This is a genomic window from Streptomyces longwoodensis (assembly GCF_001514125.1).
GTDB lineage: Bacteria > Actinomycetota > Actinomycetes > Streptomycetales > Streptomycetaceae > Streptomyces > Streptomyces longwoodensis.
In genome coordinates this window covers 164370-185861 of the sequence record NZ_KQ948561.1, presented here as the reverse complement: position 1 = coordinate 185861, position 21492 = coordinate 164370, and the positions used below count along the sequence as shown (strand labels likewise).

Genomic DNA, 21492 nt, shown 5'->3' with positions numbered 1-21492 from the left:
CGGTTCGACGGCGGGGCACGGAAGGGATCACTCGCCGTCGCCGCGCCCGCGCTCCCGTCCCGGGTCCGGCAGGACCCGCGTCATGCCCGGCAGGAAGTCCGTGAAGAGTTCGTGGACCTCGTGGACCAGGGGGCGCAGGAGGCGGAAGCGGGAGAGGGAGACGCCGCGGGCCGTGAGGCGGGCGCCGCGCTCGGCGAGGCGGTAGCTGCGCTCGCGGCCCTCCGTGCGGTCGAAGATCCAGTACAGGACGAGGCCCATCTGGGAGAGCCACATCAGCTCGGGCAGCACGTCCCGCAGTTCCTCGGGGACCTTGGTCCGCGTCGCCCCCGCCAGCACCTCGCGGTGGACGGAGACGGCCTCCTCGCGCGCGTGCTCGCTCTCCGGGGAGAACGGGCTGAGGGGGCTGTCCGGATCGGCGGCGTTCTTGAAGAACTGCACCGCGAACTCGTGGTACGGCGTCGCCACGTCCAGCCACACCCGCAGCACGCCCGCCAGCCGGGCCTCCAGGTCGGTCTCCCGGTCCAGGACCGCGCGGACCGCCTGCCGGTGCTCGGCGGCGAGGCGGTCGTAGAAGCCCTGGATCAGGTGTTCCTTGCCCGCGAAGTAGTAGTACGCGTTGCCGACCGAGACCCCGGCCTCCTGGGCGATGGCCCGCATCGTCGTCTTGTCGTACCCGCGCTCCTGGAACAGCCGCATCGCGGTCTCCAGGATCAGCGCGCGGGTCTGCTCGGACTTGCTGGGGACGGGGACCGGCTCCTCGGGGCAGGCGCCCTGGTTCTTCGCGGACACGGACAGAGCCTAACGAGTGGCGCAGGTCCCACCGGCACAGCCGTCGCCGCCCGGCAGGTACGTCCAGCCGGCGGCGGGGTCGTACACCCACCCGTCGGCCCGCCGGTAACCCTGTCCGCCCCACGGCCGGCCCTGGGCCTGCGACGGCCCGTACGGGGCCGGCCAGGCCGGGGCCCGCCCGCGGTCCCGCCACTTGGCCGCCGCCAGCGCCGCTCCCCGGGCGAGCCGCAGCCCCGAGGGGGTGCTCAGCCGGTGGGCCAGGGCCCGGTGCCGGCGCAGCGCCCACAGGGTGACGACCCAGGCGGCGGCGTCCCGGTAGACCTGCCCGGTGTCGTCCACCACGGTGATCTCCTCGAGGGTGGCGGCGTGGTCGAGCCCGGGCAGGAGCCGCCGGGCCTGCTCCGACCCGGCCGGGACCAGGGCGAGCGGCACCAGCTGCGGCTGCCGTACGAGCCAGTCGCGCAGGAAGGCGCACGGCGGGCACTCGGCGTCGTAGAGGACGGTCAGCCCGCGCACCGGGACGCGGGCGGCCTCGGCCGGCACCGGGATCACGCGCCCGGCGTGGCGGCGACCCGGCCCTGCGGCCGCACCGGCGGGATCTCCTCCCGCTCCAGCAGCCCGCGCCGCCGGATCCGGTTGAGCACGTACACGTTGCCCAGGTGCATCACCCCGAGCACCAGCAGCACGACCCCGAGCTTGGTGGACAGCGCCTCGAAGACGCCGCGGGCGTCCACGATGGTGTCGTCGCCGCTCAGGTACAGCGCGACGAAGCCGAGGTTGACGAGGTAGAAGCCGACCACCAGGAGGTGGTTGACGGCGTCCGCGAGCTTCTCGTCGCCGTGCAGCACGTCGGCGAGGAAGACCCGGCCGTTGCGGCTGAGGGTCCGGGCCACCCAGACGGTCAGCGCGATGCTGACGGCCAGGTAGATGACGTAGGCGATGACGGTGCGGTCCATGCCCCACCCCTTCTTGAACGCGTTCAAAACGCTGACAGGGGTGACTGTAGACCTGTTTTTGAACACGTTCAAGACGGGGGTGGCCGGGGGAGGGCCTCAGCCGCGGCGGCCCAGCTCCGGGCGCTTGGCGTAGTCCGTGAAGCCGATGACGTTGCCCCAGGGGTCGGCCACCTCCACCGTCCAGCCCGTGGCCACCGCGAACGGCTCGTCCAGCGGCGCGATCCCGGCGGCCGCGAGCCTGCGCGCCGCCTCCCGCGCGTCCGGCACCTCCAGCCACACCCGCGGGGACGGCCACGGCGGCGGCCGGTGCCCCAGCCCGTCCTCCCGGCGCAGCAGGACGCCGGGGGTCTCGCCCCCGACCTTCAGCAGGGCGATCCCGCCCTCGTCGAAGCGGAGGCCCACCACGAACCCGGCCCGCTCGTAGAACCCCACGGCCTCGCCGAGGTCCCCGACGGGCAGCAGGACGTTGTCGAACCCGAGCAGCTCGTACGACTGGTCATCTGACATACCGTCACTTTAGGTGCGCATCGCCCGCGAACCCGTGAGGGGCACGCCCCGCCCCGCGCGGCCGTCGCCCCGGGCCCGGACCCGGCTTCTCAGCGGGGCGCCCCCTCCTGCAAGATGACCTGAACTCACTTCACCGTCGGAGCCGACAGCTCCGTCCACGTGCCAACGGGGAGACACCGCCGTGACCGAACAGCCGCAGCAACCGCCCCAGCCGGGGTACGGCTACCCGAACGCCGGCCAGGGCCCCTACGGGGGCGGGCAGGCCGGCCCCTACGGCTCCCCGCAGCAGGGCTACGGCCAGCAGGCGTACGGCCAGCCGGGCTACGGGCAGCAGGGCTACCCCCAGGGCGGCTACCAGCAGCCCGGGTACGGCTACCCGCAGGGCGGCGCCGTCCCGCCCGGCTCCTACACCGGCGACCCGAACGCCCCGTACGGCTACGACCCCTACGGGCGCCCCTACTCCGACAAGTCGAAGATCGTCGCGGGCATCCTCCAGCTGTTCCTGGGCACCTTCGGCGTCGGCCGGTTCTACATCGGCAACGTCGGCCTCGGCCTCGCCCAGCTGTTCACCTGCGGCGGCTTCGGCATCTGGGCCCTGATCGACGGCATCATCCTGCTGACCAGCAGCAACACCACCGACGCCCAGGGACGGGTCCTGCGTGGCTGAGGCGGCACCCCCGCCGGTGCCCCCGTCGGCGCCCCCGTCGGCCGGCCCCTCGGCGCGTGCGCTGCTGCGGCACCCGGCGGCGGGCCCCCTCGCGGTGCTCGCCGCCGGCGCGGCGGGCAGCGCCCACGTGTACGTCACCGACCCGCACGAGCCCGGCCACCTCCTGCCGCGCTGCCCCTTCCGCCTGGTCACCGGGCTGCTCTGCCCCGCCTGCGGTGGCACGCGCATGGCGTACGACCTGATGCACGGTCACCTCACCCAGGCCTGGCTCGACAACCGTGCCCTGCTGCTGGCCGCGCCCTTCGCGCTGGCGATGCTCGGCCGGTGGATGGCGGAGGGCCTGCGCGGCCGCCGCTGGCAGCCCCGCGTCGGCCCCCGTGGCCAACTGCTGATCCTCGCCCTCGCCGTCACCTGGACCGTCGTCCGCAACCTGGTCTGATTCGGGCCGCGTTGACGGCAACTCACCCGCATACCCGTCAGGGGCCGGATCAAGCCGGGACTTGACGAAGTTTTGATCACGGAACAGGAACGATCACCCCGCGCCCCTCCCCGCGGCCTCCTCCCGCTCTCTAGGCTCACCGCTTACGGGGGGTGGGCCGAGCCATGGGTCCGTGCGCCCTCCGTTCCGGAGCCGTCCCGCTCCGGACTCTCGCAGCACGTCATCCAGGAGCAGTGCACATGACCGTCCCCACCCCTGACGCCCCCTTCGGCTTCGACCCGCAGGGCCGTCCCTACTCCGACAAGTCGAAGATCGTCGCGGGCCTCCTGCAGATCTTCCTCGGCGGGCTCGGCATCGGCCGCTTCTACGTCGGCTCCGTCGGCGTCGGTGTCGCGCAGCTGCTCACCTGCGGCGGTCTCGGCATCTGGTCCCTGATCGACGGCATCCTGTTCCTGACGAGCAACGACCGCACCGACAAGCAGGGCCGCGTCCTGCGCGGCTGACGCCGCCGGCGCGCCGGTGCGCAGCAACGGCGAGGGCCCCCTCCGTGTCCTACCGGAGGGGGCCCTCGCCGTCGTGCTGTGTGCCGGCCGGCTCAGAAGCGGCGGGTGATCAGCGCCCGCTTGACCTCGGCGATGGCCTTGGTGACCTCGATGCCGCGCGGGCAGGCGTCCGTGCAGTTGAAGGTCGTACGGCAGCGCCACACGCCGTCGCGGTCGTTGAGGATCTCCAGCCGCTGCTCCCCGGCCTCGTCACGCGAGTCGAAGATGAAGCGGTGGGCGTTCACGATCGCGGCCGGGCCGAAGTACTGGCCGTCGTTCCAGAACACCGGGCAGGACGACGTGCACGCGGCGCACAGGATGCACTTGGTGGTGTCGTCGAAGCGCTCGCGGTCCTCGGCGGACTGCAGCCGCTCGCGCGTCGGCTCGTTGGTGTCCTTCGTGATCAGGAAGGGCATCACGTCCCGGTACGCCTGGAAGAACGGCTCCATGTCGACGACCAGGTCCTTCAGGACCGTCAGGCCCTTGATGGGCTCGACCGTGATCGGCTTCTCGGGGTTGATGTCCTTGATCAGCGTCTTGCACGCGAGGCGGTTCTTGCCGTTGATCCGCATCGCGTCGGAGCCGCAGATGCCGTGCGCGCAGGACCGGCGGAACGTCAGCGTGCCGTCCAGGTCCCACTTGATCTTGTGGAGGGCGTCGAGGACGCGCTCCTTCGGGTCGATCTCCAGCTGGAAGTCTTCCCAGGTCGCCTCGGCCGCGACCTCCGGGTTGAACCGGCGGACCCGGAGGGTGACCGTGATGTACGGGGAGTCGGCGAAACCGGGCTCGGGGCGGCCGGCCGCGTCGTCCTTCTCCAGAACAGGGGTAGCCATCAGTACTTACGCTCCATCGGCTGGTAGCGGGTCTGGACGACCGGCTTGTAGTCCAGACGGACGGTCTCGGAGCCGTCGGCGCCGACTTCGCGGTACGCCATGGTGTGACGCATGAAGTTGACGTCGTCGCGGTTCGGGTAGTCCTCGCGGTAGTGACCGCCGCGCGACTCCTTGCGGGCCAGCGCGGAGACCGCCATGACCTCGGCCAGGTCGAGCAGGTTGCCCAGCTCGATGGCCTCCAGCAGGTCCGTGTTGAACCGCTTGCCCTTGTCCTGGATCGCCACGTTCTTGTAGCGCTCGCGCAGCTCGGCGATCTTCTCGACGGCCGTCTTGATCGTCTGCTCCGTGCGGAACACCATGACGTTGGCGTCCATGGTCTCCTGCAGCTCACGGCGCAGCGTCGACACCCGCTCGGTGCCGGTCGAGGTCCGCAGGCGCTCGATCTGCTCGACCACGAGGGCCTCGGGGCGCTCCGGCAGCTCGACGAAGTCGGCCTTCTGGCTGTACTCCGCCGCCGCGATGCCGGCCCGCTTGCCGAAGACGTTGATGTCCAGCAGCGAGTTGGTGCCCAGGCGGTTGGCGCCGTGCACGGAGACGCAGGCGACCTCGCCGGCGGCGTACAGGCCCGGCACGACGGTGGTGTTGTCCGCCAGGACCTCACCCTCGACGTTGGTCGGGATGCCGCCCATCGCGTAGTGCGCGGTGGGCTGGATCGGGATCGGGTCCGTGTAGGGCTCGATGCCGAGGTAGGTGCGCGCGAACTCGGTGATGTCGGGCAGCTTGGCGTCCAGCTGCTCCGGCGGGAGGTGCGTGAGGTCCAGGTAGACGTGGTCGCCCTCGGGACCGCAGCCGCGGCCCTCGCGGATCTCCGTGTAGATGGACCGGGACACGACGTCACGGGACGCCAGGTCCTTCATGACCGGCGCGTACTTCTCCATGAAGCGCTCGCCGTCCTTGTTGCGCAGGATGCCGCCCTCACCGCGGGCGCCCTCCGTGAGCAGGATGCCCATGCGCCAGATGCCGGTCGGGTGGAACTGGAAGAACTCCATGTCCTCCAGCGGGATGCCCCGCCGGTACACCGCGGCCTGGCCGTCGCCGGTCAGCGTGTGCGCGTTCGACGTCACCTTGAAGAACTTGCCGCAGCCGCCGGACGCGTAGATCACGGCCTTCGCCTGGAAGACGTGGATCTCGCCGGTCGCCAGCTCGTACGCCACCACGCCGGCCGAGCGCTTGACGCCGTCGACCTCGGTGATCAGCTGGTCCAGGACGTAGAACTCGTTGAAGAACTCCACGCCCTCCTTGACGCAGTTCTGGTACAGCGTCTGGAGGATCATGTGGCCGGTGCGGTCCGCGGCGTAGCAGGACCGGCGGACCGGGGCCTCGCCGTGGTTGCGGGAGTGACCGCCGAAGCGGCGCTGGTCGATGGTGCCGTCCGGCGTGCGGTTGAACGGCAGGCCCATCTTCTCCAGGTCGAGGACCGAGTCGATGGCCTCCTTCGCCAGGATCTCGGCGGCGTCCTGGTCGACCAGGTAGTCACCGCCCTTGACCGTGTCGAAGGTGTGCCACTCCCAGTTGTCCTCCTCCACGTTGGCCAGCGCGGCGGCCATGCCCCCCTGCGCGGCGCCCGTGTGGGAGCGGGTGGGGTAGAGCTTGGTCAGCACGGCGGTGCGGCTGCGCTTCGTCGACTCGATGGCCGCGCGCATGCCCGCGCCACCGGCGCCGACGATGACGGTGTCGTACTTGTGGATCTTCATGATTCTCGCAGCCCCGTGCCTAGCGGATGTTCGGGTCGAAGGTGAAGATCACCAGCGTGCCCAGCAGGATGGTGAACACCGTGGCGGTGTAGAGCAGGCCCTTGAGCCACAGCCGGGTCTGGGCGTGCTCCGCGTAGTCGTTGATGACCGTGCGCAGGCCGTTGGCGCCGTGCAGCATCGCGAGCCACAGCATCAGCAGGTCCCAGACCTGCCAGAACGGGGACGCCCAGCGGCCGGCCACGAAGGCGAAGCCGATCTTGGAGACGCCGCCGTCCAGCACCAGCTGGATCAGCAGGTGACCGATGACCAGGACGACCAGCACCACGCCGGACAGGCGCATGAAGAGCCAGGCCGCCATCTCGAAGTTGCCCCGGGTCGACTTCGGGGACTTCTTGGTGCGCTTGCGCGGGGCCTCGATGAGGGGCGCGGGGTTGTCGACGTTGTAGACCGAGCCGCCCTCGACGGGGCCGATCCCGGACGCGGTGGTTTCAGTCGTGGACATGTGCGTCAGCTCCCGAACAGTTCACGAGCGGCGTGGCCGAGGACGGGGTAGACCGCCCCGAGCATCAGCACGACCCACAGGCCGACCACGGTCCAGAGCATCTGCTTCTGGTAGCGGGCGCCCTTGATCCAGAAGTCGACGGCGATGACGCGCAGGCCGTTGAGCGCGTGGAAGAGGATGGCGGCGACGAGGCCGTACTCCAGCACGGCGACGATCGGCGTCTTGTACGTGGCTACGACCTTGTCGTAGTCCTCGGGGGAGACACGCACGAGAGCGGTGTCCAGCACGTGGACGAACAGGAAGAAGAAGATGAGGACGCCGGTGACTCGGTGAGCCACCCAGGACCACATTCCTTCCCGGCCGCGGTACAGCGTTCCAGCCGGCACGGAAGAACCCTCCGGGAGCGGGGACTAGGGCCGCGCCGGCTTCGGTGTCGGTCGGGCCCGGCCGGGTACGGTCCACCGGCCCCCAGCATGGTATCCACCCGCTGAGCCGGTGCTCACAGGGGGCCTGCCGGTGTGATCGAAGAGGCACCGGACGTGTGATCGAGGTGGCACCGGACGGGCTAGGGGGTTTCTCGGGCCGGGCCGCGCGGCGGACCGGTCAGGCGCCGCGCCCCGCGCCGTCGTGGCTGGTCGTGCCGTCCGGGGTCCCCGTGAGGCGGGACAGCAGCCGTCCGCCCGCCAGCCGCCGCAGTTCCTCGGCCGCGAGGACCCGTTCTTCCTCGGGATCGTTGGTCAATCGTGACCGGATGCCTTCGAGGAGGCGGTCGAGGGTCTCGCCGGCGGGGGTGTCGCCCAGGTAGATCACGAAGACGTGGCCGAAGCGGGCCTCGTACGCCGCGTGTGCCGCGCGCAGGGCCGTGTGGGCCGCCTCGTAGGTGCCGGGCGGCAGCGGCGGCAGTGCTTCGGCGGCCAGGGCCTCGGCGAGGTCCCCGGGGCCGAGGTCGTAGGCCGCCTCGTCGGCCGCGGCGAGCAGGGCGTCGACCGTGGGGTACGGACGGTGGTCGGCCACGCGGCGGGCCCAGCGCGGGCTGTGCAGACAGGCCAGCAGGACGGCGCGTGCCTCGTCGGCGGGCAGGGCGTTGAACAGGGCGAGCCCGGTCGCGACGGAGACGGCGTGCACCGGGGCGGCCGTGCGGACCGCGGTGGCCCTCGTGGTGGCGGTCGCGGCGGCCGTGCGGACCGGCGGGGAGCAGGGGCGGGGCTGTTCGGGCAGGGCCGGTATGGCCGCGCGGCCGGACGGGCCCGGGCAGTGGGGGAGGCGGTGGGCGGACAGCGTGGATCCTCGCGTCACGAGCGATGTGGCAGGGGATGCTGTGAAGACTGTGACGCCACGTTATCGACAGCGGTCATCCTGTGTCCGACGGATGCCCGAATTTCACTCGAACGGGAGAGTTTCGGAACGTGTGGTGGACACCTCCGGGACGCACGAGTCGTAGGTTGGCTGGGTGAGCAGTCACAGGCGCCGGGCACGGCAGGGCAGGACCAGGCAGCGTGCGGTGATCGCCGGGGCGTTCGTCGCGACGATCGGGCTCGGCGTGGGCCTGGGCGTGTGGGCCTCGACGTCCGGCGACGGCGACGGCGGGAACGCGTCGGCGGCGGGCTCCGGCGAGCGCGGCCGGGCCGCCACGGGCACGGCGTCGCACAGCGCGGCCCCCGCGCCGACCCGCACGTACCCCCTGTCGCAGGCGCCGAGGACGATCCCCGCCGTCCGCTCGCACACGCCGGCGCGCGGACCCGGGTGGAAACCCGCCGCCGGGAAGCGGGTCGTCGTCGGCGACGCCCGCCTCGCCGACGAGGGCCGGCTGATCGCCGGGGAGCTGGGGCTGGCGTACGCCGGGCAGGCGTCCGACGAACGCGCCGGGGACCTGCGGCTGACGCTGAACGCCGGGCAGGGCGCCGGCCCGGAGTCGTACACCATGACCGTGCGCGGCGGGCGGGTCACCATCAGCGGGCCCTCGGACGCCGGCGTCTTCTACGGCACCCGCACCCTCAAGCAGGAGGTGCACGGCGGCGGCACCGCGCCGGAGGGCGTCGTGCGCGACCAGCCGGCCAAGCCCAAGCGCGGCTTCATGGTGGACATCGCCCGCAAGTACTACACGGCCGGCTGGATCGAGGACCGGGTCCGCGAGCTGGGGGACCTGAAGTACAACGAGCTCGGGCTGCACTTCTCCGACGACCAGGGCTTCCGGATCGCCTCCGACACCCACCCGGAGATCGTGTCCCGGCAGCACCTGACCAAGGCGCAGGTGAAGAAGATCGTCCAGCTGGCGGCGGCCCGGCACATCACCGTCGTGCCGGAGATCGACTCGCCGGGACACCTCGGCGCCGTCATCGCCGCGCACCCCGACCTCCAGCTGCGCAACGCACAGGGCACCGCCACGCGCGGTGCGATCGACATCTCCAAGGACGCCTCCGCCGAGATCGTCGACGACCTGCTCGACGAGTACGCCGGGCTGTTCCCCGGCGCCGACTGGAACCTCGGCGGCGACGAGTACCAGGCGCTGGTGGTCTCCGACCCCGAGGCGTCCTACCCGCAGCTCGCCGCCGCGGCCCGCTCGGCCTACGGCTCCGGCGGCACCGTCGCCGACCTGACCACCGGCTGGCTCAACGACCGCGCCGCCACGGTCCGCGCCCACCACCGCACCCCGCGCGCGTGGAACGACGGCTTCTTCCGCGGGACGTCCGTGCAGCCCGACAAGGACATCCGGGTCGGGTACTGGACGGGCAAGGAGATCGGGGCGCGGCCGCCCGGGGAGTACCTGAGCGCCGGCTGCAAGGTGATCAACTACAACGACAAGTACCTGTACTACGTCCTCGGGCAGCCCAACGACTTCTTCTACCCGACCGGCCGGCTCATCTACGAGCAGTGGACGCCGAGGGTGCTGCGCGGCTCGACCGCCGTGCCCGCGCGGTACGACGCCCAGATCCTCGGCGGGTCCTTCGCGGTGTGGGGCGACTACCCGAACGCGCAGACCCAGGACCAGGTGGCGGCCGGCATCCGGATGCCCCTGCGGGCGACGGCCCAGAAGCTGTGGGACGCCCGTCCGCCGACGCTGACGTGGACGCAGTTCCGGGCGCTGGCGGGACGGCTGGGCTGACCCTGCCGGGTCGTGCCGTCCCCCGGCGGTTGGCTGGATCCTTGCGTTCCGCCTCCTGGCGCGTCCTGCCGTGGTAGGTCTGTGACACTCCGGCGCTGTGGCACGCAGTAAGGGGAAGTGCGGGCTCCGTGAGGGATGGCGCCCCGGGGAGGGAGGCGTTGATGAGCCTGGTGGAACTGATCGCGCGGGCCGACGAGCGGGGCCTGGCCGCGGCGGGGCTGGCTTGTTCGGATCGGTGCGTGACGCTGCTCGGGGGCGACGACGAGACCCTGCGGCCGCTGTGGGGCACCCTCATGGAGGACTCCGACACCGCGCGGTGGGGCGACCTGGTGGCAGTGGTGCGGGACAAGCTGGAGGGGGCCGCGGGCGACCAGGACGGCGGGCCGGGGGCCGCCCCGGAGGAGTCCGCCGTGGCGGAGGCCGTGGCGCTCGCCCGCCGGATGCTCGACACGGCGCCGGACCGGCGCACCGGGGCGGAGCTGCGGGAGTGGGCGGACGCCTGTTCCGTCGCCGCACTGCGGATCCACCGGCTGCTGGACCCGGCGCAGGACCCCGAGGACGTCGACGCCCGCCGCGCGGGCCGCACGGAGGGCATGCCGCCGCTCGCCGCGGCCGAGCTGCGCCGCCAGGTCACGGTCCTCGAACTCCTCGCGGAACACGGCGCCCAGGGCCTGCGCCGCGCGCTGGAGGTGTCGACGGAGGGCAGGCGGGTGCTGCGGGCGGCGGTGTCCCGCAGGGCACGCACGGCGTGAGGGCGGGCCCCTCACAGCGGGGTCACGGTGTGAGGGCGCTGCGGTGACCGTGCGCCGTTCCCGCGCCGTTCCGACGGAGGGCGCGCGGGAGGAGTGACACCGGGCGCGCCGGACCCGCTCTTGTACATGTGACCAGTGCGATGAGCGAGACGACGCCCGACGAGACGACGACGCCCCAGCAGCCCCGGCCGCACGCCGCCGCCAAGCCGGTGCGTTGGGCGGCCGACGCCGTGGCCACGCTGCGCGAGGGCGCACGGCTGCACCTGGACTACTCGGCGCGGAGCCTGTGGCGGGTCGACCGGATGATCGACGACATACGCCGCGAGGGCACGCCCCCGGCCGCGATGGACCACGTCCTGCGCGGACTCGGGGCGTACGCGGGCGAGGTGATCGTCCGGGAGACCGGCGGCGAGTGGTGGACCGGCGACGGCGAGCACTGGGTCCGCACCCCCGACGGCCGCCTCTGGAACCCCGTCGAGGAGTCCCACCGCTGCTTCGCGGGCCACGGGTCGCTGCGGCTGCTGTGCCGGGACGCGAGCGGCTGCTGAGGCCGGGCGGCTCCGTCCGGCCGCCGCGACCTGCCACCGGCCCCGGAGGGGGTGCGCGGAGTAAGCTGGCCGTCACCGGGAGTTCTTCGTGCACCGGCTCCGCCGCGGGTGCCGTTCCCGGTGATCGACGACGCCGGGTCGCACCACGGCCCGGGGACGGGTCCGCGCCATGTCCGTGACCATCCACCGCAGGACCCCCGGCCCGCGCGTTCCCCCGCTTCCGGTCCGCCTGTCCCTGACGCCCGCCCCCGGTGGCCTGGACGGCGTCTGGTGGCCCCGGTCCCGGGCCCTGACCCGTGAGCTGCCGGGTCTGACAGCCGCCCTCGACGGGCCCTGGGGGCGCGTCACGGAGGTCGTGATCAGTCCGGCCTGCTGGCCCGTCGTCCCGCACTGGGTGTCCGTCCGCGGTCGCACGGTGCGGGTGGACTCCGCCACCGGTACGCAGGACCCCCACCGACTGACCCTGAAATGTGCCCATGGTCGCCGGGACGTGCTGGTGATCCCGCCCGAAGCCGGTGCGCAGCGCGCCCGGCGGCTGCTGGCGGAGGGCCTCGTCGGCGTCCCGGATCCGGAGCGTACGGCCGAGCGGGCGGGTGCCCGCGACGTGCGGCAGGCGCCGGGGGCCGACGACTCAGCGGTGCCGTTCCGGGTACCCCGCTGCGGCCTCGCCCGGGTGTCGGACCGGCGTCCGGGGCGGTGAGGAGTCAGTGACCGCCCTGCTCGTCGCCGTCCTGCTCATCCTGGCCGCCCTCGGCTGCGTACTGATCCACCGGCTCGACGCCCGGCACGACACCACGGTCGCTGACGTCCGCGGCGGAGACGCGCCGCCGGGGATCGGTCCCCCGTCACCCGCACCCGGGCCCGGCGCGCCGGCCCCGGACCGGCCCGCGGCGACGGCACGCGCGCGCAGCGCGGACCTCCGTCCGGCGGTGGGAGCCAGGGCACGCCAGGTCATGGCGATCCTGCGGGAGCGGCAGGTGTACCGGGACGAGATCATGCGGGCGCTGCACCGGGCCGCCCGGGCCCCGGCCCGTGTCGTCGTCGACGGGGCGCGACTGGGCGTCGACCTCGGCATCCCCGTCGGGGCCATGGCCCCGACCTGCGCCCGCCTGGAGGCCGCCGGCTTCATCGACGTCGCATGGGGCGCGGACGGCACGCCCGGTCTCCTCTCGCTGACCCCGCGAGGAGCCGAACAAACAGTGCCGGAACGGGCACGGTCAGCACCGCGGGGCGCCGCTCCGCCCGAGGAGGAGGCGGCGTCCTGAACGACCACGTCCGCCGGCCGCACCCGGCCGGGGAGGGGCGTCGCGTCGTCCGAGGTGGATCCGCCCCGCGCGCTTGAGGCCGTGGGACAGGGACCGGGCCACTGACCGGATCTCCCGCGGCGTCCGTTCCAGGCCGTCGACCAGGGCGATGAGCCGTTCCTGGACGACCGCCGCCGGGGCGGCCGACCGGTCGTACCGTCACCAGTAGTGGCGCCGGCCCCCGACGGCGTGTCCCGTCGCTCCGACGATCCACAGGACGATGCCGATGACCGCCAGGACGATCCCGATGGTCCACAGGATGGATATCCCGGTGAGGAAGCCCACGACGAGCAGGATGACGCCAAGGATGATCATGATTCCTCCAAGGGAGCTGAGCCCCTGTTCCGCGGTTCCCGCAGGACCGTGGAAAGCGGCACGGTAACGGCTGGTCCCCTCCTCGCTCCGCGCGTGGCGGTGTGGGGCCCGCGTCCAGCGGGCTGACGTCGGTGGACGTGACGGCGCGGCGCCCCCGGATCGCGGGCGCGATCCATGCCGGCCGCTGGACCGTGACGCCCGCCCCGCCCGCGCGCCAACCGGCCGACGCGGCACGCACGTGACCGGCCGGAGCGGCCGCGGGCGCCCGCGGAACCGCCCCCGGTCCAGGGGGACGGCGCCGCGCTGTCACCGTCGTCCCCGGGAGCGCAGGTCGAGGTCGCCCTGCACGGCCAGGCCGATGGTCAGCCCGACCGCGCCCAGGACCAGGACCAGCAGGAAGGCCCAGAAGCCACCGAAGTAACCGGCGAAGCCCAGGGCCATGCCTGCCGCCAGGCCCGTGGTCGCTGCGTTCATCTCACCCACGTCCGTCCCGCGCGCCGTCTTCCGTCCGGGCACTCGCCGTCGGCCCTCAGGGGCGGCGGTGCATCACCGCACGCGGCCCTCGTCCGGTGCGGTTTCCTCTTCCTCGTCGGGCAGGTGGACGTCGGCGACGGCGATGTTCACCTCGACGACCTCCAGGCCCGTCATGCGTTCCACGGCGTTGATCACGTTGGTGCGCACGTCACCCGCGATGTCGACGATGGAGACGCCGTACTCGACGACGACGTCCAGGTCCACTGCGGCCTGCCGCTCACCGACCTCGACCTTCACACCCCGCGTGACGCCTCCGCCCGAGCCGGGCACGCGTTCCCGCACGGCGCCGAAAGCACGGGCCATGCCGGCTCCCAGGGTGTGGATGCCCGGTACCTCACGGGCGGCCATTCCCGCGATCTTGGTTACCACGCCGTCCGCGATGGTCGTCCTGCCCCGGGTCTCGGCCGGAGCCCCCGTCCCGGCACGGCCCCTGAGCGCGCTGACGCCCGCATCGGGCCGGCTGCCTGCCCCGACGCTTGTGATGTTGTCCGTCATGGCGGTCGCCCCGATCAGTCGTCCGGACACCGGTGCGGCGCCCGTCACACGTTGGACACCCGGTGCGGCTCGTTCCTCACGGCCAAGTGAAGTGATGTGCATCACATTTCGCCTGCCGGGTACCCGGGGGGTCCGAGCCTCAGGCGGGAGCGTCATGAGCGAACGCACTGCTTCCCCTCCGGCGGCACGCGACCCGCGGGTACGTGCGGTCCTGGACGGCGGTCCGGCGGGCCGCGGCCTGCCGGACGGGCTCCTGGCCGCACGGGCGGCCGAGGGGGACGAGGAAGCCTTCTCCGTCCTCGTCCTGCGGCACCGTCTCTCCCTGCTCGCCCTGGCCCGCAGCCTGCTCGGCAACGCCGAGGACGCCGAGGAGGCCGTGCAGGACGCCTTCGTGAGTGCCTGGCGGCGACTTCCGGAGTACCGCCACGGCGCGGAGTTCCACACCTGGATGCATCGGATCACCGTCAACCGCTGCCTGACCATGCGCCGCCGCCGGCCGTCCACCCTCTCGCTGGACATCGTGGTCGAGCCCGCGGCGGGCGACCCCGGGAGCCAGCCCTCGCGCTCCGCGGAACAGCAGGCGGCCACCGTCGCCCTCTCCCACGCCCTGGCGGACCTGGACGCCGGGCAGCGGGTCTGCTGGGTCCTGCGGGAGATGCAGGGCCTGTCCTACCGGGAGATCGCCTGCGTGACGCGGACCAGTGAACCGACCGTGCGGGGAAGGCTGTCCAGGGCACGCCGGTCCCTGCAGGACACGATGGGGCCATGGCGTTAGGGGATGTCTCCGCGGGACACCCCGTGGCCGACGCGGGGCACCTGTGCGCTGCACTGCCGCCACGGAAGCCGGACCCGTCAGCGTGCGACGGAGAGCCGGGGCTGCCGCAGGGGCGCTCCGGCCCGGTGGAGACTGGCGAGGGCCTGACGGTAGGAGGCGATCAGCCCGGTCTCGACGTAGTCCAGGCCGAGTTCCTCGCAGTGGCGCCGCACGACGGTCCGGGCCCTGCGCAGGTTGGGGCTGGGCATGCTGGGGAACAGGTGGTGCTCGATCTGGTGGTTCAGTCCGCCCAGGGCGATGTCGGTGAGCCTGCCGCCGCGCACGTTGCGCGAGGTGAGCACCTGACGACGGAGGAAGTCCGGGCGGTCCTCCCCCGTCAGGATCGGCATCCCCTTGTGGTTGGGCGCGAAGAGGGAGCCGAGGTAGACCCCGAACAGGCACTGGTGGACGGCGAGGAAGGCGATCGCCATGCCGGGCGGCAGCAGCCAGAACAGCAGGGCCAGGTAGACGGCGAAGTGACCGTAGAGCAGCGTGCCGTCGAGGGCGCGGTGCTTGAGCGAGCGATCGGCCAGGGCCCTCGCGCTCGACACGTGCAGGTTGAACCCCTCCAGTGTGAGCAACGGGAAGAACAGGAACGCCTGGTGACGTCCGATCAGGCGGGGCAGACCCTGGGCGGCCCGGGCCTGGTCCGGGGACCAGACCAACAGGTTGGGGTCGAGGTCGGGATCGAGGTCCTCGTGGTTGGGGTTGGCGTGGTGGCGGGTGTGCTTGTCCTGCCACCACCCGTAGCTCATCCCGACACCGGCACCGGCGATCCGTCCGGACACCTCGCTGGCCCGGCGCCTGCGGAACACCTGCCGGTGCGCCGCATCATGGGCGAGCAGGGCGACCTGTCCGAAGACGACGGCGAGGAAGGCGGCGACCGCCAGGGTCCACCAACTGTCGCCGAGCAGCGCGACGGTGACCCAGCTGCCGACGTAGAGTCCGGCCACCACCGCGCTCCGCAGGGCGTAGTAGCCGGGGCGACGTCCCATCAGGCCGGCATCGGCGATCTTCCTCGACAGCCGCGCGAAATCACTGCCGGACGTCTCCGAGCGCGGAGGCCGGACCGTGTCACTGGTCATGGGGGTGCAACTCTCTCCTGAGGAGGCAGACCGGCTCGGTGCCGCCTCGGGAGTCACAGGGGCCGGGCCGTGGGTGGGGTGCGCTTCCGCTCCGGGAGAACGCGCGTCACGCGATCGCGGAGCAAGGACGACGTCTGCTTCGTCTGTCGGGAGCAGCGCAGGCCCTTCGTACGCGCCGGGTTCCCCGGCGGCCGCGTCCCACACCGAGCCGCAAGGACGGCCGAGGCGGCATCCCGCTCCATTGCTCTCCCGTGGGGAGTAGGCTCGGGGCACCGAGGATGTTCCGCACACCGGTTTCCACGCCCGTGTCGTTCCCGGTGATCGAATAGGCCGGGCCGGTCACGGTCGGTCCGGGGCAGGGTTCGCGTCATGGTTGCGACCAGTTACGGCTCGCCGACGCTCGAAGAACACCGGTTGCCGAGTTCCCCCCGTTTCTCTGCTTTTTCTGCTTTCTCCGCTCCTCGTCCGTCCCTGGCTGCCTCCGGCGCCCCGACCACCCTCCTGGACGGCGCGTGGTGGCCCCGCTCCCGGGACCTCGCGGTCCAACTCCGCGCTCCGACCGCGGTGCTGGACGCGCTGGCCGGCCGACGGACGACCGGCGCGAGTGATCCCCTCGGCACGCCGGCCGCCGGCCGGCTGATGGAGGAAGAGGGGGCGGCGCGCACCCGTGCGGCGTCCGGGGCCGACCGGGCCCGTACGGCGGTCCGGGACCCCGAAGGCGGACACGGGGCCCACTGACCCGTCGCATGAGGCGGGACCCTGCTCCCGCACCCGAACACCCCGACGACGCGGATCCGGCCGCCGCGTCCGCGGTGACCCCGTGCCGGGCTGCCGGGGACGGCCGTGCTCGGCCCACGGCGACCTGACACTCCGCTGGCCCCGGTCACCGGTCGACCGCGGGAAGGTGCACCTCCGTCGTCGGCCGGGACGGCGACGCCGCCCGGCCGAAGGCCCCCGCCCGGCGCCGCGGCTCCGCCCTTGCCTCGCGGCTCCCGGCCCCGCGCCCGCTCCTCTCGCCTCCCGCCCCGACGCGCCCGCCCGAAACAAGAGGAATCATGACCCTTCCCCAGCTCAACGTCGCCCGCCACGACCGCGACACCGACACCCTGATCACCCTCGCCGGCGAGATCGACCTGGTCACGGCGCCACTGGTGCGTGAGGTGCTGGGCCGGTGCCTGCACGACGGCATCCACAGGATCGACGTCGACCTCACGGCGGTCACCTTCTGCGATGCGAGCGGCCTCAACGCCTTCCTCCTGGCATCCCTCCTCGCCACGGACGCCGGAGGAACCCTGCGACTGCACCACCCATCACGGGCGATGACCCGCGTCCTCGACATCACCGGCTCCGGGTTCCTCCTCGGCCCGGTGCGCACCACCGGAGCGGGAACGCCCCACAGCCAGGGATGACGGACCGGCGTTCCGGCGAACAGTACGTCCGCAGCGGCCCGCATCCCGGACGGGCCGGCTGGCCGCGGCGCGGACGGCGGCCGGGTGGATCCGCAACCACTCGGGGAGCAGCGTCAGCCGCCTCCCGGCGTGGGCGCCCGGGGGGCTTTCCGCACCCCCGTTCCGTGGTCCCGCACGGGCGGCCCGGCGGGTGGCCGCCTGATCGCACTGTGACACTTCCATGCACACGGGCGCTGATCACCGTGGGGGCGTGGCCGCGACCGACCGTCGACGCGGCACGGGGGCCGCGCGCCCGCCACGAACTCCGCACGAACGAGGACAGTCTTGGGCCAGGGAGGGGAACCCCGGCGCGCGCAGGCGTACGACGGGGAGCTGGGCGCGGCGGTCGCACGGGCCCAGGGCGGCGACGAGGCCGCGTTCGCGGCGGCGTACCGGATGGTGCAGCCGGGGCTGCTCGGCTACCTGCGCGGGATCGTGGGGGACGACGCCGAGGACGTCGCCTCCGACGCCTGGCTGGAGATCGCCCGCGACCTCGGGCGGTTCCAGGGCGACGGGGCCGGGTTCCGGGGGTGGACCGCCACGATCGCCCGGCACCGCGCGCTCGACCACCTGCGCCGGATGCGGGTCCGGCCCCGGTCGGCCGCGCTGGAGCAGGACGTGCTCGACCTGCCCGGGCCGCGCAGCACGCACGACGAGGTGCTGGAGAGCCTGTCGACCGAGCGGGCCCTGGCCCTGGTCAGGGGGCTGCCTCGGGACCAGGCCGAGGCCGTGCTGCTGCGGGTGGTGGTCGGGCTCGACGGGCTCTCGGCGGCGCGGGTGCTCGGCAAGCGGCCGGGTGCCGTCCGCACGGCAGCCCACCGGGGCCTGAAACGGCTCGCACGCCAGCTCGACGTGGAGGGTGTGACGGATGACGGCCCCCGGACGCTGGGTGAGTCGACATGAACGGCGACGGCGCCGGACCGTATGAAGTGGGGGACCCGTGCGCTCTCGGGGCGGCGGCCTCCCGCGCCGACGGGGCCCCGGGTCCCGTGAGCAGTGACCAACCGGACAGAGGCGGAAACGGACATGGGTGAACGGCAGGACGACCGCGGGGCCGCGGACGGCCGCCGACGGTGCGTGCAGCCTGGCGCCACCGCGTCCGGCGCGCCCGCCCGGGGTGACCGGACCGGGCTGGAGGAACTGCTGGCCGTCGTCCTGCGCGCCCCCGGGACCGGGCCGGCAGGCGGCAGCGAGGGCGAGCAGCGGGCCGTGGCCGCCTTCCGCGCCGCCCGGGACGCCGGCGCCCACAGCGCCCGCACCCGCCGCCGCGACGACTGGCGGCAGCAGGGGCAGCGACGCGCCAGACGTTCGCTCAGGGCCACGCTGACCGTGGCCGTCGCGAGCCTCGCCCTGGGCGGGGTCGCCGTCGCGGCCATCGGCACGGTCGGCTCCTCCACCGACGACGGCTCCGGCGCCCACCCCACGACCCGGCCGTCCGCACCGCCCGCCGCGTCCGGCGGGCACTCCACCGCGGACCCCGCAGCCCCGGCCTCGACCCGGGCGCTCCCGGCCGGTCCGGCGGCCACCGCGGAGGAGACCGCGGCCCGGTGCCTGGCGTACGAGAAGGCCGGCGGCAGGAGCGGCGAGGCCATGGCGACCACCGCCTGGCAGCGGCTGGTCGCCGCGGCGGGCGGCGAGGACCAGGTCACCGCGTACTGCGCCCACGTCACCGCGACCGCCTCCCCGCCGGACGGGACGACCCGGGGGAACACCACCCCGGGCACGGCCCGCGCGACGGCCCGGCCCGACGGCGCCGGCGGATCCCCGGGGGCCGCCGCCTCCAACGGCACCCAGGGCCAGGGCCAGGACGGCGGACAGGGCAACGGACGGACGGAAGGACAGACGGAAGGACAGACGGACGGACAGTCCAACGGGGCGAAGACCGGCGGCGGCAAGGGTTCGTGACCCGGCCCGGCACACCGCGCCCAGGGCGCCGCAGTGTCGTGTCCGGTGGCGGCGAAGGGGCCGTACCGAGGCGACGGCCGGGGCCGCCACCCCCCACAGGAGAGGCCCCGGCCGTCGCGGCACGGACCGCGCCGCGGTCCGTACTCCCTACAGCGCCGGGCGGGCGCTTCGTGTCACACCCCGGTCCGCATCGTCCGTGTCACGAGATAGTTGCATGTTGGACGTACATGGACGCGCCGCGGTTTCACGCCGTAACGTGCCTTTCGCGCCGAGTGCGGGGCGGCCGGACCACCGCGACCATCGACCGAGGGACAGGGTGCTGGGGGACGACGCGGAGCTGACCGCCGCGGTGCTTGCGGCGCAGGGCGGGGACGAGACCGCGTTCCGTGCCGTGTACCGCGCTGTGCACCCTCGGCTCCTCGGTTACGTCCGTACCCTCGTCGGTGAACTCGACGCCGAGGACGTGGCTTCCGAGGCCTGGCTCCAGATCGCCCGGGACCTCCAGCGCTTCAGCGGTGACGCCGACCGCTTCCGCGGCTGGGCCGCCCGCATCGCCCGCAACCGCGCCCTCGACCACATCCGCATGCGGGGCCGGCGCCCCGCCGTCGGCGGTGACGAGAGCGAACTGACCGGCCGGGCGGCCGCGTCCGACACCGCGGGCGAGGCCATCGAGGCGCTCGCCACCGGCCGTACGCTCTCCCTCATAGCCAAGCTGCCCCAGGACCAGGCCGAGGCCGTCGTGCTGCGCGTCGTCGTCGGCCTCGACGCCAAGACCGCCGCGGAGACCCTCGGCAAGCGGCCCGGCGCCGTCCGCACCGCCGCCCACCGCGGGCTGAAGAAGCTCGCCGAGCTGATCGGTGACGACCCGGAGACGGCCGGGGTGCTCGACGCCCTCCCACTCCAGCGACGACCGCCCTCGGGCGCGGTGACCTCCGCCGGTGTGACGCACGCGTGCCCGCGGACGCAGAAGGACGTGTGATGGCCGACGAGTACAGGTGGCTGGACAGCGAGGCGGCCGAACGCTTGCTGCGCCGCGAGTCACCGGACGACGCCGTCCCCCCGGCCGCCCGTGAGCAGGCCGAACGGCTCTCCCGCACCCTCGACGCCCTGTCCGCCTCCCTCACCGGGTCCGGCGCGGCGGAGCCCCCCTCCGCCCCAGCCCCCGCCCCCGCCCTGGGCGACCCCTCCGGTGAACTCCCCGGTGAGGCCGCCGCCCTCGCCGCCTTCCGCGCCGCCCGTGCGGAGCCCGCCGCTACCGGGAGCGGCCTGGTCCGCATCGGCCGTCCCGGGCAGCGGGGCACCGCCCGTTCCTCGCGCCGCCGCCACACCGTCCGTCTCGGACTGGCCGCCGCGCTGATCGTCGGCACGGTCGGCGGGGTCGCCGTCGCGGCCGGCACCGGTGTGCTCCCCGAGCCCTTCGGCGGGGCAGGCCCGGAGCCCGCCACCTCGGTCTCCGCCGCCACCCCCGGGCCCGGCGGCCACCCGGACCCCACTCCCTCACCCCGGGCGGGCGACTCGGCCACCGCCGACGGCTCGGACGGCGGCACCGCGACCGGCCCCGCGGAGCCCGGCTCCGTGCACGGCACCCCGCCCGAGGTCGCCGCCGCCTGCCGCGCGGTCCGGCAGGGCAGGACCGTGAACCCCGTCCTGCGCCACACCCTGGAGAACCGCGCCGGCGGCCCGTCCCGCATCACCGCCTACTGCACCGACCTCCTCGAGGAGGAGAAGGGCGGCTCCGGCACGGGCAAGGACACGGGCAAGGGCAAGGGCAACGGAAGCGGCACCGACGGCAACGGCAACGCCGACGGGAACAAGGCCAACAGCGGCGGCACGGGCCAGGGCGACAACGGCAACGGCAACGGCAAGGGGCACGGCCAAGGCCAGGAGAAGAAGGCCTCGACCGCGGGCACCACCGGTACCACCGGCACCACCGGCACCCATCGAGGCTCGGACCAGGGCGAAGGCCACGGTCACAGCCGGCGGCCGGACCCGCAGTCCCACAACCCCCTCTGACCTGCGACGTTCCCCCTCCCCGAAAATTTCCCGCCCGAGGTGTGACATTTTCCGGCCCCGTCACGCAGGTACTAGTGAGCCGACTGGTCATCGGCCGTCGCACGGAGCCGGGGTTCCCCCCGTACCCACGGCTCGTGCACCTGGCGCGGGCGGGACACGTTCCCCCGGTCCCGCCCGCGCCCCACTC

28 protein-coding genes are annotated in these 21492 nt (G+C 73.6%); 15 read left to right on the top strand and 13 right to left on the bottom strand.

The genetic code is table 11. The features are described from left to right. Nucleotides 1-27: 27 nt before the first annotated feature. The 4 genes from AQJ30_RS29745 to AQJ30_RS29730 form a co-directional block, all read right to left on the bottom strand. Entirely contained in the window at nucleotides 28-789 is a 762-nt protein-coding gene (locus AQJ30_RS29745; RefSeq protein WP_067240049.1) for a TetR family transcriptional regulator, read from the bottom strand. 9 nt (nucleotides 790-798) lie between these two features. Next, on the bottom strand, nucleotides 799-1341 hold the full coding sequence (locus AQJ30_RS29740; protein ID WP_425424173.1) for a thiol-disulfide oxidoreductase DCC family protein: 543 nt from the start codon (nucleotides 1339-1341) through the stop codon (nucleotides 799-801). Then, on the bottom strand, nucleotides 1338-1745 hold the full coding sequence (locus AQJ30_RS29735) for a hypothetical protein (RefSeq protein ID WP_067240245.1): 408 nt from the start codon (nucleotides 1743-1745) through the stop codon (nucleotides 1338-1340). Before AQJ30_RS29735 ends, AQJ30_RS29740 begins: the two co-directional genes overlap by 4 nt. Nucleotides 1746-1841: 96 nt before the next feature. Continuing rightward, nucleotides 1842-2252 (bottom strand): VOC family protein, encoded by a 411-nt coding sequence (locus tag AQJ30_RS29730; RefSeq protein WP_067240048.1) that lies wholly within the window; start codon nucleotides 2250-2252, stop codon nucleotides 1842-1844. Nucleotides 2253-2433: 181 nt separating this feature from the next. Here AQJ30_RS29730 and AQJ30_RS29725 point away from each other — a divergent pair, with 181 nt between their 5' ends. The 3 genes from AQJ30_RS29725 to AQJ30_RS29715 all read left to right on the top strand — a co-directional run bounded on the left by AQJ30_RS29725 (nucleotide 2434) and on the right by AQJ30_RS29715 (nucleotide 3861). Beyond that, entirely contained in the window at nucleotides 2434-2919 is a 486-nt protein-coding gene (locus AQJ30_RS29725) for a TM2 domain-containing protein (protein ID WP_067240047.1), read from the top strand. A 16-nt stretch (nucleotides 2920-2935) separates the two neighbouring features. Then, complete coding sequence (locus tag AQJ30_RS29720) at nucleotides 2936-3358, top strand: DUF2752 domain-containing protein (protein ID WP_067240046.1); 423 nt, start codon at nucleotides 2936-2938, stop codon at nucleotides 3356-3358. Nucleotides 3359-3597: 239 nt separating this feature from the next. After that, complete coding sequence (locus AQJ30_RS29715) at nucleotides 3598-3861, top strand: TM2 domain-containing protein (RefSeq protein WP_067240044.1); 264 nt, start codon at nucleotides 3598-3600, stop codon at nucleotides 3859-3861. Nucleotides 3862-3953: 92 nt separating this feature from the next. On the opposite strand, the gene AQJ30_RS29710 is transcribed toward AQJ30_RS29715, so the two are convergent. The 5 genes from AQJ30_RS29710 to AQJ30_RS29690 all read right to left on the bottom strand — a co-directional run bounded on the left by AQJ30_RS29710 (nucleotide 3954) and on the right by AQJ30_RS29690 (nucleotide 8114). Then, nucleotides 3954-4733, bottom strand: a complete 780-nt coding sequence (locus tag AQJ30_RS29710; RefSeq protein ID WP_067240043.1) for a succinate dehydrogenase iron-sulfur subunit — start codon at nucleotides 4731-4733, stop codon at nucleotides 3954-3956. Next, nucleotides 4733-6487: a succinate dehydrogenase flavoprotein subunit gene (gene sdhA / locus AQJ30_RS29705; RefSeq protein ID WP_067240041.1), complete on the bottom strand. Its 1755-nt coding sequence runs from the start codon at nucleotides 6485-6487 to the stop codon at nucleotides 4733-4735. The genes AQJ30_RS29710 and sdhA overlap by 1 nt, the downstream gene beginning before the upstream one ends. Nucleotides 6488-6506: 19 nt before the next feature. Next, nucleotides 6507-6989 carry a succinate dehydrogenase hydrophobic membrane anchor subunit gene (locus tag AQJ30_RS29700; RefSeq protein ID WP_067240040.1) on the bottom strand — a complete coding sequence of 161 codons (483 nt, stop codon included), beginning with the start codon at nucleotides 6987-6989 and terminating at the stop codon, nucleotides 6507-6509. A gap of 5 nt (nucleotides 6990-6994) precedes the next feature. After that, nucleotides 6995-7375 (bottom strand): succinate dehydrogenase, cytochrome b556 subunit, encoded by a 381-nt coding sequence (gene sdhC / locus AQJ30_RS29695; RefSeq protein ID WP_079084388.1) that lies wholly within the window; start codon nucleotides 7373-7375, stop codon nucleotides 6995-6997. A 217-nt stretch (nucleotides 7376-7592) separates the two neighbouring features. Then, on the bottom strand, nucleotides 7593-8114 hold the full coding sequence (locus tag AQJ30_RS29690) for a 2-oxo-4-hydroxy-4-carboxy-5-ureidoimidazoline decarboxylase (protein WP_067240243.1): 522 nt from the start codon (nucleotides 8112-8114) through the stop codon (nucleotides 7593-7595). Nucleotides 8115-8439: 325 nt separating this feature from the next. On the opposite strand from AQJ30_RS29690, the gene AQJ30_RS29685 reads away from it, so the two are divergent. From AQJ30_RS29685 to AQJ30_RS29665, 5 genes are all read left to right on the top strand, one after another. Further along, nucleotides 8440-10092 (top strand): beta-N-acetylhexosaminidase, encoded by a 1653-nt coding sequence (locus tag AQJ30_RS29685; RefSeq protein WP_079084386.1) that lies wholly within the window; start codon nucleotides 8440-8442, stop codon nucleotides 10090-10092. Between the two features lie 161 nt (nucleotides 10093-10253). Then, entirely contained in the window at nucleotides 10254-10844 is a 591-nt protein-coding gene (locus AQJ30_RS29680; protein WP_067240037.1) for a hypothetical protein, read from the top strand. A gap of 140 nt (nucleotides 10845-10984) precedes the next feature. Beyond that, nucleotides 10985-11392, top strand: a complete 408-nt coding sequence (locus tag AQJ30_RS29675; RefSeq protein ID WP_107119729.1) for a hypothetical protein — start codon at nucleotides 10985-10987, stop codon at nucleotides 11390-11392. A gap of 169 nt (nucleotides 11393-11561) precedes the next feature. Next, nucleotides 11562-12092, top strand: a complete 531-nt coding sequence (locus AQJ30_RS29670; protein WP_067240032.1) for a DUF5994 family protein — start codon at nucleotides 11562-11564, stop codon at nucleotides 12090-12092. 7 nt (nucleotides 12093-12099) lie between these two features. Continuing rightward, nucleotides 12100-12657 carry a hypothetical protein gene (locus AQJ30_RS29665; RefSeq protein WP_067240031.1) on the top strand — a complete coding sequence of 186 codons (558 nt, stop codon included), beginning with the start codon at nucleotides 12100-12102 and terminating at the stop codon, nucleotides 12655-12657. 198 nt (nucleotides 12658-12855) lie between these two features. Here the strand turns inward: AQJ30_RS29665 and AQJ30_RS38830 are convergent, their stop codons facing one another. From AQJ30_RS38830 to AQJ30_RS29660, 3 genes are all read right to left on the bottom strand, one after another. Further along, on the bottom strand, nucleotides 12856-13011 hold the full coding sequence (locus AQJ30_RS38830) for a DUF6131 family protein (RefSeq protein ID WP_169808506.1): 156 nt from the start codon (nucleotides 13009-13011) through the stop codon (nucleotides 12856-12858). A gap of 306 nt (nucleotides 13012-13317) precedes the next feature. Further along, nucleotides 13318-13485, bottom strand: a complete 168-nt coding sequence (locus AQJ30_RS38825; protein WP_168218143.1) for a hypothetical protein — start codon at nucleotides 13483-13485, stop codon at nucleotides 13318-13320. Nucleotides 13486-13557: 72 nt separating this feature from the next. After that, entirely contained in the window at nucleotides 13558-14040 is a 483-nt protein-coding gene (locus AQJ30_RS29660) for an Asp23/Gls24 family envelope stress response protein (RefSeq protein ID WP_067240238.1), read from the bottom strand. Between the two features lie 154 nt (nucleotides 14041-14194). Between AQJ30_RS29660 and AQJ30_RS29655 the strand changes: the two genes are divergently transcribed. Next, entirely contained in the window at nucleotides 14195-14815 is a 621-nt protein-coding gene (locus tag AQJ30_RS29655; RefSeq protein ID WP_079084385.1) for an RNA polymerase sigma factor, read from the top strand. A 77-nt stretch (nucleotides 14816-14892) separates the two neighbouring features. Here the strand turns inward: AQJ30_RS29655 and AQJ30_RS29650 are convergent, their stop codons facing one another. Further along, nucleotides 14893-15939 carry a fatty acid desaturase family protein gene (locus tag AQJ30_RS29650; RefSeq protein ID WP_067240029.1) on the bottom strand — a complete coding sequence of 349 codons (1047 nt, stop codon included), beginning with the start codon at nucleotides 15937-15939 and terminating at the stop codon, nucleotides 14893-14895. 369 nt (nucleotides 15940-16308) lie between these two features. Here AQJ30_RS29650 and AQJ30_RS39610 point away from each other — a divergent pair, with 369 nt between their 5' ends. From AQJ30_RS39610 to AQJ30_RS29625, 6 genes are all read left to right on the top strand, one after another. Continuing rightward, entirely contained in the window at nucleotides 16309-16677 is a 369-nt protein-coding gene (locus AQJ30_RS39610; RefSeq protein WP_245727186.1) for a DUF5994 family protein, read from the top strand. A gap of 317 nt (nucleotides 16678-16994) precedes the next feature. Next, entirely contained in the window at nucleotides 16995-17348 is a 354-nt protein-coding gene (locus AQJ30_RS29645) for an STAS domain-containing protein (RefSeq protein WP_067240028.1), read from the top strand. A gap of 324 nt (nucleotides 17349-17672) precedes the next feature. Further along, nucleotides 17673-18290 carry an RNA polymerase sigma factor gene (locus tag AQJ30_RS29640; protein WP_067240026.1) on the top strand — a complete coding sequence of 206 codons (618 nt, stop codon included), beginning with the start codon at nucleotides 17673-17675 and terminating at the stop codon, nucleotides 18288-18290. A 123-nt stretch (nucleotides 18291-18413) separates the two neighbouring features. Beyond that, nucleotides 18414-19292, top strand: a complete 879-nt coding sequence (locus AQJ30_RS29635) for a hypothetical protein (RefSeq protein ID WP_067240025.1) — start codon at nucleotides 18414-18416, stop codon at nucleotides 19290-19292. A gap of 316 nt (nucleotides 19293-19608) precedes the next feature. Next, complete coding sequence (locus AQJ30_RS29630) at nucleotides 19609-20271, top strand: RNA polymerase sigma factor (RefSeq protein WP_067240023.1); 663 nt, start codon at nucleotides 19609-19611, stop codon at nucleotides 20269-20271. Further along, on the top strand, nucleotides 20271-21305 hold the full coding sequence (locus AQJ30_RS29625) for a hypothetical protein (RefSeq protein WP_067240021.1): 1035 nt from the start codon (nucleotides 20271-20273) through the stop codon (nucleotides 21303-21305). Before AQJ30_RS29630 ends, AQJ30_RS29625 begins: the two co-directional genes overlap by 1 nt. The last annotated feature ends 187 nt before the right edge of the window (nucleotides 21306-21492 follow it).